Source organism: Hymenobacter montanus (assembly GCF_014699115.1).
GTDB lineage: Bacteria > Bacteroidota > Bacteroidia > Cytophagales > Hymenobacteraceae > Hymenobacter > Hymenobacter montanus.
Genome location: NZ_JACXAD010000001.1, coordinates 218134 through 230526 on the forward strand (window position 1 = coordinate 218134; position 12393 = coordinate 230526).

Annotated in this window: 10 protein-coding genes; 2 read left to right on the forward strand and 8 right to left on the reverse strand. The window is 59.1% G+C overall.

Going from position 1 to position 12393, the window contains the following annotated elements:
• Positions 1–18: 18 nt before the first annotated feature.
• From IC235_RS00845 to asnB, 7 genes are all read right to left on the reverse strand, one after another.
• On the reverse strand, positions 19–912 hold the full coding sequence (locus IC235_RS00845) for an ABC transporter permease (protein ID WP_317173509.1): 894 nt from the start codon (positions 910–912) through the stop codon (positions 19–21).
• A gap of 386 nt (positions 913–1298) precedes the next feature.
• Positions 1299–2273, reverse strand: a complete 975-nt coding sequence (locus IC235_RS00850; protein WP_191003262.1) for a glycosyltransferase family 2 protein — start codon at positions 2271–2273, stop codon at positions 1299–1301.
• Positions 2274–2524: 251 nt separating this feature from the next.
• Positions 2525–3118, reverse strand: coding sequence for a hypothetical protein (locus IC235_RS00855; RefSeq protein ID WP_191003263.1), 594 nt, complete (start codon positions 3116–3118; stop codon positions 2525–2527).
• A gap of 335 nt (positions 3119–3453) precedes the next feature.
• Entirely contained in the window at positions 3454–3885 is a 432-nt protein-coding gene (locus IC235_RS00860) for a sugar 3,4-ketoisomerase (protein ID WP_191003264.1), read from the reverse strand.
• A gap of 68 nt (positions 3886–3953) precedes the next feature.
• Entirely contained in the window at positions 3954–4901 is a 948-nt protein-coding gene (locus IC235_RS00865; protein WP_191003265.1) for a UDP-glucuronic acid decarboxylase family protein, read from the reverse strand.
• Between the two features lie 63 nt (positions 4902–4964).
• The gene (locus tag IC235_RS00870; RefSeq protein WP_191003266.1) at positions 4965–6323 is read right to left on the reverse strand and encodes a UDP-glucose dehydrogenase family protein; all 1359 of its coding nucleotides are present in this window, start codon (positions 6321–6323) and stop codon (positions 4965–4967) included.
• Between the two features lie 181 nt (positions 6324–6504).
• Complete coding sequence (asnB, locus tag IC235_RS00875; protein WP_191003267.1) at positions 6505–8409, reverse strand: asparagine synthase (glutamine-hydrolyzing); 1905 nt, start codon at positions 8407–8409, stop codon at positions 6505–6507.
• 206 nt (positions 8410–8615) lie between these two features.
• On the opposite strand from asnB, the gene IC235_RS00880 reads away from it, so the two are divergent.
• Positions 8616–9134 (forward strand): acyl-CoA-binding protein, encoded by a 519-nt coding sequence (locus tag IC235_RS00880; RefSeq protein ID WP_191003268.1) that lies wholly within the window; start codon positions 8616–8618, stop codon positions 9132–9134.
• 71 nt (positions 9135–9205) lie between these two features.
• Positions 9206–10852, forward strand: a complete 1647-nt coding sequence (locus IC235_RS00885) for an amidase (RefSeq protein WP_191003269.1) — start codon at positions 9206–9208, stop codon at positions 10850–10852.
• Positions 10853–10938: 86 nt separating this feature from the next.
• On the opposite strand, the gene IC235_RS00890 is transcribed toward IC235_RS00885, so the two are convergent.
• On the reverse strand, positions 10939–12351 hold the full coding sequence (locus tag IC235_RS00890) for an FAD-binding oxidoreductase (protein ID WP_223847001.1): 1413 nt from the start codon (positions 12349–12351) through the stop codon (positions 10939–10941).
• Positions 12352–12393 lie beyond the last annotated feature (42 nt).

A 12393-nucleotide genomic window follows, 5' to 3' on the forward strand; every position in this document is an offset into this window, starting at 1 on the left:
CCGGTTACCGGGCGCACGCTAAACCGTATCGGTAAAGCTCTTTTCTACTTTATTAAAAATTACCGTGCCCACCAACAACATCACCAGCGTGAAGGCTGTGCTATAGGCTAACGTGAACCAGCTAAATGTGCCGGACCCCAGGAATGCGTATCGAAACGTTTCAACAATGGCACTCAGCGGGTTAGCCATGATAAATGACTTGTACTTGAGCGGCAGCCGCGACAGTGGGTAAATAACCGGCGTGGCATACATAAGCAATTGCACCCCAAAAGTGAGTAGCATGGCCAAGTCGCGGTACTTGGTGGTCATGGCGCTGAAAATCATTCCCAGGCCCAGGCCCAGCAGGCCCATCAGGCCCAGCAATATGGGTGTGAGCAGGATGTACAGGTTGGGATGTAAGCTATGCTGACCAAGCAGGTAATAGCCCCAGACCAGCAGAAACAAGGCGAACTGAATCCCAAAGCGCACCAAGTTAGATAGCACAATCGACAAGGGCATGGTCAGGCGCGGAAAGTACACTTTGCCGAAAATGGCCGCATTGGTTGTGAACACCGTGGAGACAGTGGTTAACGTTTGGGCGAAGTAGTTCCAGATGGTGACGCCGGCCAGGTAGAAGGGCAGCTGGGGTAGCCCGTCGGTGGAGAGATTGGCGATGCCGCCGAATACGACCATGTAGGTAATGGTGGTGAGCAGGGGCTGGATGAAAAACCAGATGGGCCCGAGAATGGTCTGCTTGTAGGTCGACACGAAGTCGCGCCGCACGAACAGCAACACTAGGTCGCGGTAGCGCCAAACGTCGCGCAGCCCCAGGTCGAGCAAGCGGGTATGCGGCTGGATCACTTCGGTCCACTCCTCGTCGGGCGGGCCCGGAGCAGCGGGCGGCGCTTCAGGTAGTACGTCGGCTTTTTGCACAGGTAACGGGTTAGCAGCAGGGCAAAAATTACTCTGGAAAGCTGCTGCGCATTTCCGGCTCAAATCCGTCAAGCAACGGTTGAAGCTGCAAAGATAGGGCATGGGTTCCCATGGAGCGAAACCGGCGGTTCCATCCGCGAGGTAGAGCGGATCGTGAAGTTGTGCGCGCTAAGCTCTTGGCTTCCTTAGACTGTAAGTCCCCTTGCCCAACCAGCACGGTATTTTACAAGAACAGAGCTACAATCGGAGCCTTGTTACCTGCATCGCCCCGACCCTCTCGGGTACTCCGGCCCTGAATCAGGGCTGGACAATTACTTCTAGGAGCAATGATCAGCATGGCGAGCTACAGGTAGGTACTTGCTTCAGCTGAAGCTTACTGAACTTTATCAGTATCGACCAGAATCAGCATCGGCCGGAGCTTCTGGTGGTGATTCTTCAAACACCTTATTCACCACGTACAGGGGCCGCTTGCGCGCCGCATCGAGGCCGCGCCACACGTACTCGCCAATTACACCCAGCGCTACCATCTGGAAAGCGGACACGAATAAGAGCACGACCATGAGCGTGGGCCAGCCAGCGGGCTCATCGGGATGGACGATTTTCAGGCCAATGACGTAAAGCCCATAGAGCAAGGCAATCAGCCCCAGGCCAAGGCCCAGCACCGAGATGGCGCGAATCGGGACGAAGGAAAAAGCCATTAACGAATCGATGAGCAGCTTTACCTTTTGGGGAAATGTCCAGCGCGACTGGCCAATCTGGCGCTTGCGGCGAGTATAGGGAATGTTAACGTAGGCGAACCCCAGCCACACCATGAGGTAAAACACATTGGAGTTACGCTCGTGCATTTTGAGCACTTCCCCCGCAACCTGGCGGTCGAAGAAAACAAAGTCGAAGCCCCCCTCGGGAATATTGCGCAGTGCCAGATGTTTCATCAGCCAGTGAAATGCGTTAGCCAGCCGGGTGGAGATGCCGCTCTCTTCCCGATCCTGGCGGTTGCCAATCACTAGCTTAAAGCCTTGCTGCCAGTACTCGTACATGGTCGCCATGAGTTCAGGCGGATCTTGCAGGTCGGCGGTGATGACGGCCAGGCAATCGCCCGTAGCGTGGGCCATACCAGCCACGATGGCGTTGTACGAACCAACGTTACCGGCCAAATCGACAATCCGGAGGCGGGTTGGGTAAAGGCTTTGCGCCCGGCGCAGGGCTCCCAGCGTGTCATCGCCCGAGCCATCGTTCACGAACACGTACTCGAAGGTAACATCCGGGGGGAAATGCGCCTCGTTCGCCACCAACTCACGAACCGTAACGGGAATGTTTTCCTCGTTGAAGTAGCAGGGCACGATAACGGACAGCTTGGGCATTAATTATATCTGTTAACTCTCCGACTTTTATCAGTAGCCTACTCAAAATTACCGCAACCTAAGCTAAGGCAAGCATACTCCGTCCAGCGGCTGGTCCAGCGAAGGTCGACGGAACCGAGCATAGCTGCCGCTTCAACCCGGAAGCAAGGCAGTAATCGGATTTACCTAACTACATCCAACTATTCCACCGGAGCCGCGCGCGAGGGGATTTGAGGCGCAAACGAAGGGAACAGAACTGCCATACGGCAAAGTTAAAGGCAATTGCACACCAACACGTGGCCAGTGGCCCCCAGCCGAAAGCCTAATTTTTCGCAGGTTCGAAATATGGCGTGGTTGGTTGCTTGGGTTGTCATTAACACCGCTTCGTGCCCCAAGGCCCGGGCCCGGTGCAAGGTTTCAGCCACCAGCTTCACATGCCATCCCCGGTTGGCGGGGCCGACGGCCGTGAGCAGTACGCGCGACAGTCGGGCATCGAGTGCCCCCGCATCGGTTTCGAGGTCGCTGATAGCTACAAAGGAGTCGACTGGCAGCCCCGCTACATCAGGGACCAATACCACAGTCGCTAGCTTGCCAGCCACCGTGTTTTGAGCATATTGCCCCAGATAGGCATCGGCTCGCGCATTGCTGAATCCCACGTCAGCATGGAGCCGATCGTAAGGATTACGAACCCTGGCCGCAATCTGGCCGATGTGGACTGCCTCCTCAACCGTAGCCGCCCGTACTGGAAACCGGGGGTGGTCGAAAGCCGTTAGTTGTTCACGGTAATAGGTCAGGCGGGTTTCTACCAGCTGCCAACCCGCCGCGGTGAGCCCCTGTAGGAGCCGCACGTCCTCGGCGGGCACCACACAAAAAGCATAGAATGTCTCGGTTCGGGCTACTAAGTGCTGCCGAAGCGCTATGGCAGCCTGGGCTAGTTGAGTGGTTGCCGCTTGAGCATCAAAAAGTCCCGTGAACAGCCGATACACTGGGGCGCCAAAATAAGCGGAGTCCCATTCTAGCTGGTGTAACAACCAATACACATCCGCCTTTGGGGCGATATGATGATACGTTTCCGCACCTGAAGTTCGGTTCCAGCGCTCAGCCGCCCCGGTACCGAAGAGCGCTTGCTGGGGCTCGCCAGAAAACTGACGTAAAAAAAAGTAGGGCGAATAGTAAGCTAGCTCAGCGGCCCGGGCCGCGATTAACTGGTGGATGTCTGGGGCAGCCATTGCTGACGGAATGCATCGTAGTCGCGGATGTAATCGGCCGCCGAAAAATGCTGGGAAGCCAAAACCAGCTGCACGGCGCTATGCGAAAACTGAATGGTATGCCACGCGCAAGGAGGCACGTAAAGCCCCACCGATGGGTCGTCCAGCCGGAAAATCTGGATGTCCCCATCGGCCAGCTCCGTGGTAACAATAAGGCGCCCGGCGGCGGCAATGAGTATCTGCTCGGTGTGGTGATGGGCGTGCCGGCCGCGCACAATGCTTTCGGGAGTATAATACGTCCAAAAGACCCGCTGCACCGCAAAAGGTAGCGGGTCTTTTGCACTCTCCCCAACCGAGATATAGCCGATTTCCGGAGCCCCCAGCCTGGGAAGCTGAATAAGATAAGGCGCAGGATAAACGGCCACAGCTAAGGAGTAATAGCCCGCCGCCGCTGGGCCCGGCCGCGCGGTCGGGCCCAGCGGCGGCTACGGGCTCAGTTGATGTGTTTTTTGAAATACTCCAGGGTGCGGCGCAGGCCTTCGGCACGGTCCACCTTGGGTTCCCAACCCAGGATTTCCCGGGCTTTGGTGATATCGGGCCGGCGCTTCATGGGGTCGTTTTCGGGCAGGGCCTGGTACGTGGGCCGGAACTCAACCCCGGTGAGGCGGGCAATTTCTTCGCCGAACTCCTTAATCGTAATTTCCGACGGGTTGCCGATGTTCACCGGTAAGTGGTAGTCGCTCAGGAGCAGCCGGTATATGCCTTCCACTAAGTCGTCGACGTAGCAAAACGAGCGGGTTTGGGAGCCATCCCCGAATACGGTGAGGTTCTCCCCGCGCAGGGCCTGCGAGAGGAAAGCCGGCAGCACCCGGCCGTCGTCGAGGCGCATGCGGGGGCCGTAGGTGTTGAAGATGCGAACGATTCGCGTTTCCAGGCCGTGGTGGTTGTGGTAGGCCATAGTGATGGCTTCCTGGAAGCGCTTGGCCTCGTCGTAGCAGCCACGTGGCCCTACTGGGTTCACGTTGCCGAAGTACTCTTCGACCTGAGGGTGAATCTCGGGGTCGCCGTACACTTCGGAAGTGCTGGCAATCAGCAGGCGGGCACCTTTCACCCGGGCCAGGCCCAGCAGGTTGTGCGTGCCCAGCGAGCCAACTTTCAGGGTCTGAATCGGGATTTTGAGGTAGTCGATGGGCGAGGCCGGCGAAGCGAAATGCAGGATGTAATCGAGCTTGCCCGGCACGAACACGAACTTGCTTACGTCGGCTTGGTGGAACTCGAAGTCTTTCTTACCAAACAGGTGCTCGATATTCTGGAGCGACCCGGTAATAAGGTTGTCCATGGCGATAACGTGGTAGCCTTCGGCCAGAAACCGGTCGCACAGATGGCTGCCCAGGAAGCCGGCTCCGCCGGTAATGAGGACGCGTTTTTTTTCTTCGGACATTACAAGAACTTATAGCCGGGAGGCGGCAGCGGCAAACTTAATGGAATTGGATCCGGAAAACGGCTAGCCCGCGGTAGCCGGGATAACGGCGGGCTCGGGGTGGTCGGTTCTCACCCCAATACAGTGGTAAGCAAAGCCCAGGCTTTTCAATTCGCTGGCTTCGTAAATGTTGCGGCCATCGAAGATAACCTTTTGCTTCATCAGCCGCGCCACTACGTCGAAGTTGGGGGCCCGGAAATCGGGCCATTCCGTTACGACCAGCAGGGCGTCGGCGTCGATGAGGGCCGCGAATTCATCCCGGGCGTAGGTGATGGTGTCGCCCAGCGAATGCCGGGCTTCGCTCATGGCCACGGGGTCGTAGGCCGTTACGGTGCAGCCGGCGGCGAGCAGCTTCTCAATGATGACCAGCGACGGCGCCTCGCGCATGTCGTCGGTCTTGGGCTTGAAGGACAGGCCCCACACCGCCATTTTCAGGCCGCGCAACTCCCCCCCGAAGTGTTGGCTCACCTTGTTGAAAAGCACGGATTTCTGCTGCTCGTTCACTTCTTCCACGGCCCGCAGCACTTGCATGTCGTAGCCGTGTTCCTTGGCGGTTTTGATCAGCGCCTTTACGTCTTTGGGAAAGCAGGACCCGCCGTAGCCGATACCGGGGTAGATGAACTTCGTGCCAATGCGCGCGTCGGAGCCGATGCCCTGCCGCACCTTGTTGACGTCGGCCCCCATGATTTCGCACAAGTTGGCTACGTCGTTCATAAAGCTGATTTTGGTGGCCAGCATGGAGTTGGCCGCGTACTTCGTCATCTCCGCCGACGGAATATCCATGAAGATGATGGGGTGGCCGTTGAGCAAAAAGGGCTTGTAGAGGCGCCGTATTACTTCCTCAGCGCGCGCCGACGCCACCCCCACCACGATGCGGTCGGGCTTGAGGAAGTCGTCGATGGCCGCGCCTTCTTTGAGGAACTCCGGATTGGAAGCCACGTCGAACTCAATAGCAGCCCCGCGGATTGCCAGCGCTTGCTCGATTTCGGCCTGCACTTTGGCCGCCGTACCCACGGGTACGGTGCTTTTGGTGACAATAACCCCGTAGCTGTTCATGTTCTCGCCGATACCCCGGGCCACGGCCAGCACGTATTTTAAATCGGCCGACCCGTCTTCACCGGGCGGGGTGCCCACCGCGATAAAGGCCACGTCGCAGCCCTGAATGGCCTCGGCTAAGTTGGTAGAAAAGTGCAGGCGCCCTTTGTCAACGTTCCGGCTCACCATTTCTTCCAGGCCAGGCTCGTAAATGGGCAGAATGCCTTGGTGGAGGTTGTCAATCTTTTTCTGATCGATGTCGATGCACGTAACGTCAATGCCCACTTCGGCAAAGCACGTACCCGTAACTAACCCGACGTAGCCGGTGCCGATAACTGCTATTTTCATCTAATATTGAGATAATGAAGTGATGAGGTGCGAAGGTATCGAATAGGAGAGCGATGATACTAAGCGGGCAAAGAATCCGGAAGATTAGGGCTAATCGGCCATTCAACGACGCGGACAAGCAGCTTTACTACGCTGAGCTGCCATCCTGTATTTATCCTATCTTACCCTATTAGCCAAATTATTAAGCCATATATTGCTTCCACCAGGTTTGGAACACGATAAGGCCCCAGATGCGAGCGTGAACATCGCCGGGACTGCGCGAAAATAGCTGCGCCTTGAGGGCGCGAATAGCCTCCACATCAAAAATGCCCTGGCTTTCGATAAATGCCTCGCTCAGCAGGTCTTCTTCGATTAGGGAGCGTAACTCACCGCGCATCCACTTCAGCAAGGGCACTTCGAAGCCGTGCTTGGGCCGGTCGTAGAGCTCGGCGGGCAGCTCGGCCCGGAAGGCGTCCTGCACGATGCGCTTTTTCATGTTCGCGTCGACCTTGCTGCTCACGGGCAGCGAGAAGGCGAAGTTGACGACTTTGTAGTCCAGGAACGGGGTGCGCACCTCCAGCGAATTGGCCATGCTCATCAGGTCTACCTTGGCGAGCATGTCGTAGGGTAACACCAGCCGCATATCGGTTAGCAACACCTCATTGAGGTCGCCGTCGGCGTGCAGGTGTTCCAGAATGTCTTTGCGGCGCTTGGCCGCCGCTTTTTTGCCCACTTTGCGGCGGCTCTCGGCGCTAAGCAAGCTGCGGGCCTCGGCGGCCGAGGCCAACGACGCCCAGTCCCAGTACCGGTCTTTCACACCGGCCATCATGCCGCGCGAAAAACGCTGGAGCTGCCGCACCCGGTTGCCGAAGAAGCTGTTGCGCGACTTGGGCAGGACGTCCCACAGGAAGCTCAGGCCCGTGACGGCTTCGGCCTTGAAGCCCCCCTGCCGCACCTTGAACTCGCCCATGTGCTTGTTGTAGCCCCCAAACAGCTCGTCGGCCCCGTCCCCGCTCAAGGCTACGGTCACCTTTTGGCGGGTGCGCTGGCTGAGGATGTACACGGCCAGGGCCGAGGAATCGGCAAAGGGCTCATCCAGGTACGACAGCATGTCGTGGAGGTGCTCGTAGAGGTCGTTGTTGGTCAGCGAAAAAACGGTGTGGTTGGTGTTGTGGCGGGCCGCTACCAGATTGGCGTACTTGGTTTCGTCGAAAAACGGCTCGTCCTTAAACCCAATGCTGAACGTGTTGAGGTGAGGGGTGTGGCGCGCCGCCAACGCGGTGATGACGCTGGAGTCGATGCCACCGCTGAGGAAAGCGCCGAGGGGCACGTCGGCCACGAGGCGCTGCCGCACGGCGCCGTCCATCAGCTCCACCAGCTTTTTTTGCTGTTGCTCGTAGCTCAGCTTATTTTTGGCTACCTTTTTCGGGTCGTACGGGATCTTGTACCAGGCCTTGCCCACCACCTTGCCGTCCTTGATGTAGAGGTAGTGGCCGGGCAGCACCTTTTTCACCCCCTTGAAAATACTGGCCGGGCCGGGGATGTAGTTCAGCTGCAGGTACTGGCTGAGGGCGACGTAGTCAAGCTTGCGCGGCACGCCCAGGGCCATCATCGACTTCATCTCCGACGCGAAGAGCAGCCGGTCTTCGTCGCGGTAAACCAGCAGGGGCTTCACCCCAAACCGGTCGCGGGCAATCAGGAGCGAATTTTCTTCCTTATCGTAGATGGCCAGCCCGAAAAAGCCGTTCAGCTTCTTGATAAACCCACGGCCCTCGGTAATGTAGAGCTGCAGAATCACCTCGGTGTCGGTCTGGGAATGAAACTGAAAACCGCGCTTCAGCAGCTTTTCGCGCAGCTCGCGAAAGTTGAAAATCTCGCCGTTGAAAACAATGGTATAGCGGCCCGAAGCGTCGGTCATGGGCTGGTTGCCGTCGGCCGAAAGGTCGAGAATGGCTAACCGCCGAAAGCCCAATCCGCATTGGTCGTAAATAAAATGGCCTTCCGAATCAGGGCCGCGACGAACGATGGCATCGGTTGAGGCTTGCAGGTTGGTCAGTGACTGACGCCCTGTTTCCGTAAAGGCAAATACTCCGGTAATTCCACACATAGTAGCTAGCAAAAGTACGAGCCCGCAACCTAAACGTTAGCCCAGCGGTATTGTCAGCAGGGCCAGTACCCTCAAAATCCGGTGCTTTGGCTGCCTTTACGAATTTGCTTTCCGAGCGGCCGGCAACTGGCGCCATTCTTTCTTATTCGGTTTCAGGCCGTTGCGGCCCAGCTACTTTTTTCTCATCTTTCTCTATTTCCGGTCACATGGACATCAACCAGCAATTCCAAGCCGCCGTTGAACAAGTAAACAACCTGTCGGGCGAGGCCGCCGGGGCTCACATGAACGAGCTCTACGGCTTGTACAAGCAAGCCACGGTCGGCGACGTGAACATGAAAACCGACGAGGTAAACCCCAACGCCGCCGACCTGGCCGACGGACCCACCGGTCTCTCGCAGGGCCAGTGGGACTCGTGGAACCAGTTTAAGGGTTTGCCCGAGGAAGAAGCCAAACAGCGCTACGTAGCCCGGGTCGCCGAAATCACGAGCAGTGGCCGCCCGGGTAATCCCACCAACACGGTGCCAACCAACGACCTGACCAACGCCCCCGCGGGCCGGCCCAACAGCTCCACGGACAATACCACCCTGGCCCAGCAGCCCAACCACGGGCCCGGCCAGAGCACCGCCGGCGGCTTACGGGGCGACATCACCGCCGGAGCTCCTTACGGCGGGGAAGATAAGCTAAAGGGCGACCAGGAGCGGGATTTATACTCCGACGTCCATTAGCCCAAGCGCGTAATCGTCAATTATAAAGCCGGTTCTGGTCAGGACTGGCTTTGTTTTTAGCTTTGATTTGTATGAACCGTCGTCTCTTCCTGAATCGCGGCACTCGGGCAGCCCTCACTGCCACGCTCCTGCCCGCCGTCGTTTCCTGCCAGTCGACGGATAAACCAGCCGCCGACGGCACAGCCGACGCCGCTGCCCCCGCGGGCACCTCTGCTGCCGAGCCGTTTGCCTTGCACGAGGCCACCGTGGCCGACTTGCAGGCCCGTATGGTCGAGGGCACCGAAACGGCTCGTAGTCTGTGCGAGAAATACCTGGCCCGCATCCAAGCCCTGAACGAGCAGGGGCCCCGGCTACGCGCCGTTATCGAAACCAACCCCGATGCCCTGACCATTGCCGATGGACTAGACCGGGAGCGTAAAACGGGTAAGCTGCGGGGTCCCCTGCACGGCATCCCGGTGCTGATTAAGGACAACATTGACAGTGGCGACCAGATGATGACTACCGCCGGGGCGCTGGCGCTGGCCGGGCATAAGGCCCGGCAGGATGCCTTTATCGTGCGGAAGCTGCGGGCCGCCGGGGCCGTACTGCTGGGCAAAACCAACCTGAGCGAGTGGGCTAACTTCCGCTCCTCGCGCTCGGTGAGTGGCTGGAGCAGCCGCGGCCATCAAACCCGTAACCCCTACGTGCTCGACCGCTCCCCCAGCGGCTCCAGCTCCGGCTCGGGCGTGGCCGTCGCCGCCAACCTGTGCGCCCTGGCCATCGGCACCGAGACCGATGGCTCGGTGGTGTCGCCGGCGTCGGCCAACGGCTTGGTGGGCCTCAAGCCCACGGTGGGGCTGCTGAGCCGCCGCGGCATCATCCCCATTTCCAGCACCCAGGATACCGCCGGCCCCATGGCTCGCACCGTGCGCGACGCGGCCATTCTGCTCCAGGCCCTGGCCGGCGCCGACCCCGCCGACCCGGCCCAGCTGCCCTACCCCACTCCGACTCCTGCCGATTACCCCAGCCTGCTGCGGGCTGATGCCTTGGCCGGGCAGCGCCTCGGCGTAGAAAAAGCGCACCTAAATGGCCCACCGGCCGTGGCGGCGCTTCTGAAAGAAGCCGTTACGGTGTTGAAAGCCCAAGGCGCTACCATCGTGGAAGTGGAGCTAATCGAGAAAATCCATCCGCTGGGCGAGGCCGAATTCGACCTGCTGCTGTACGAATTCAAAGCCGGCGTAAACCAGTACCTGGCGGGTGCGGGGGCCAGCGTGCGCAACTTGGCCGACGTCATTGCCTACAATAACACCCACGCGGCCGAGGCCATGCCCATTTTTCAGCAGGAAATCCTGATTGCCGCCGAAAAATCCGACGGCCTGGGCAGTGCCAAATACCGCGCTGCCGTGCAGAAAACCGTAAGCGAGTCGCGCAAGATTCTGGATGACCTGCTCCGCGAAAACCGGCTCAGCGCCATTGTGGGGGTTACCACGGGCCCGGCCTGGTGCATCGACTGGGTGAACGGCGACTACTCCACGGGAATTGATTTCTCGTCGCCGGCCGCTATGGCCGGCTACCCGCACCTGACCGTGCCCATGGGGCAGGTACGGGGCTTGCCGGTGGGCCTGTCGTTCGTCGGGCCCGCCTACCACGAAGGCCAGTTGCTGGCGTTGGGCTACGCGTATGAGCAAGCTACCCACAAGCGGGTAGCACCTCAGATGCTCCCGACGGTAATGGGGTAAAGCTGCCCACACCGTCATTGCCCATACAAGACAGTCTGCTCATCTGGCAGCTGCCTTGTCGATACCGGGTACTTCCGGACCAGCACTTAAAATATTTTTCCTGGATTCAAGATTCCGTGCGGGTCAAACACCTTTTTGATGCCGCGCATCAGGTCTAGGTTGGTATCCGGCAGGGCGATACCGATGTAGCCTTTCTGCACCAGGCCGATGCCGTGCTCGCCGGAGATGGTACCGCCGAGCCGCACGCACAACTCAAATATCTCGGTGATGGGCTGCCGCAGGCCCACGTTCCACATCTCGTCGTCGAGGTCGCCGCGAATGATGTTGACGTGCAGGTTACCGTCGCCGGCGTGGCCGTAACACACGCTCTTGAAGCCGTAACGGGCCCCGATTTCCTTCACTCCTTTCAGCAAAGCCGGCAGCTCGGCGCGAGGCACCACAGTGTCTTCCTCCTTATACACGGAATTGTAGCGCACCGAATTGCCGATGTTGCGGCGGATTTTCCACAGCTCCTCCTTTTGAGTGGCATTGTCGGCCAGGAGGATTTCGCCCACGTCGTAGTGCTCGAGCACACCGTACACCTGCTCGGCTTCCTTGTAGAGCTGGTCGAGGTCCTGGCCGTCGAGCTCAATCAGGAGGTGGGCCTGGATGTCGGCGGGCAGGGTGAGCGGGATATTCAGGTAGTTGGAAGACCAGGCAATGGCCTCGCGCTCCATGAACTCCATCCCCGAGGGAATAATGCCGGCCCGGAATACGGCCGAAACCGCTTCGGCCGCCTGCTCTTCCCGCCGAAAAGGCACCAGCATCAGGATGTTCTGCTGCGGAAAGGGCAAAAGCCGGAACACTACCTGCGTAATAATGCCCAGCGTCCCCTCCGACCCGACCATGAGCTGGGTGAGGTTGTAGCCGGTGGAGTTCTTAAGGGTGTTGGCGGCCGTCCAGATAATGTCGCCGGTGGGCAGCACCACTTGCAGGTTCAGGACGTAGTCGCGGGTGGTGCCGTATTTCACGGCTTTGGGGCCGCCGCTGCTGTGGGCCAGGTTGCCGCCCAGGAAACAGCTGCCCTTGCTGGCGGGGTCGGGCGGGTAGAACAGGCCCACTTCCTTCACCGCGTTCTGAAAGGCCTCGTTTACCACGCCCGGCTCCACGGTGGCCTGTAGGTTACGCTCGTCAATCTGAATGATTTTATTGAGCCGCTCGGTGCTCAGCACCACGCCATTGTGAATGGGCAGGGCCCCGCCGCTGAGGCCCGTGCCGGCGCCCCGTGGCGTAACGGGGATGCGATGCTCGTGGCACAGGCGCATGATTTGGCTGATTTCCTCAGCATTGGCCGGGCGCAACACCACATCGGGTGCAAAATGGAGGTCTTCGGTATGGTCGCGGCCGTAGTCGGCGTACGCGTCCGCTTCAGCGCGCTGGGCGGTGAGCACCTGCGTCGGGCCCACGATGGCCTCAAATGCGACAATTAATTCGGGAGTTAACGCGTTAAAATTCATCATGCGGATAAAGGAACTAAGCCGCACAAACTATATTTGCGGCCA

Excerpts from the sequence above, each read along its gene's own strand:
- IC235_RS00850 (WP_191003262.1), bottom strand. The coding sequence starts at position 2,273 with ATGCCCAAGCTGTCCGTTATCGTGCCCTGCTACTTCAACGAGGAAAAC.
- IC235_RS00865 (WP_191003265.1), bottom strand. The coding sequence starts at position 4,901 with ATGTCCGAAGAAAAAAAACGCGTCCTCATTACCGGCGGAGCCGGCTTC.
- IC235_RS00870 (WP_191003266.1), bottom strand. The coding sequence starts at position 6,323 with ATGAAAATAGCAGTTATCGGCACCGGCTACGTCGGGTTAGTTACGGGT.
- asnB (WP_191003267.1), bottom strand. The coding sequence starts at position 8,409 with ATGTGTGGAATTACCGGAGTATTTGCCTTTACGGAAACAGGGCGTCAG.
- IC235_RS00880 (WP_191003268.1), top strand. The coding sequence starts at position 8,616 with ATGGACATCAACCAGCAATTCCAAGCCGCCGTTGAACAAGTAAACAAC.
- IC235_RS00885 (WP_191003269.1), top strand. The coding sequence starts at position 9,206 with ATGAACCGTCGTCTCTTCCTGAATCGCGGCACTCGGGCAGCCCTCACT.
- IC235_RS00890 (WP_223847001.1), bottom strand. The coding sequence starts at position 12,351 with ATGATGAATTTTAACGCGTTAACTCCCGAATTAATTGTCGCATTTGAG.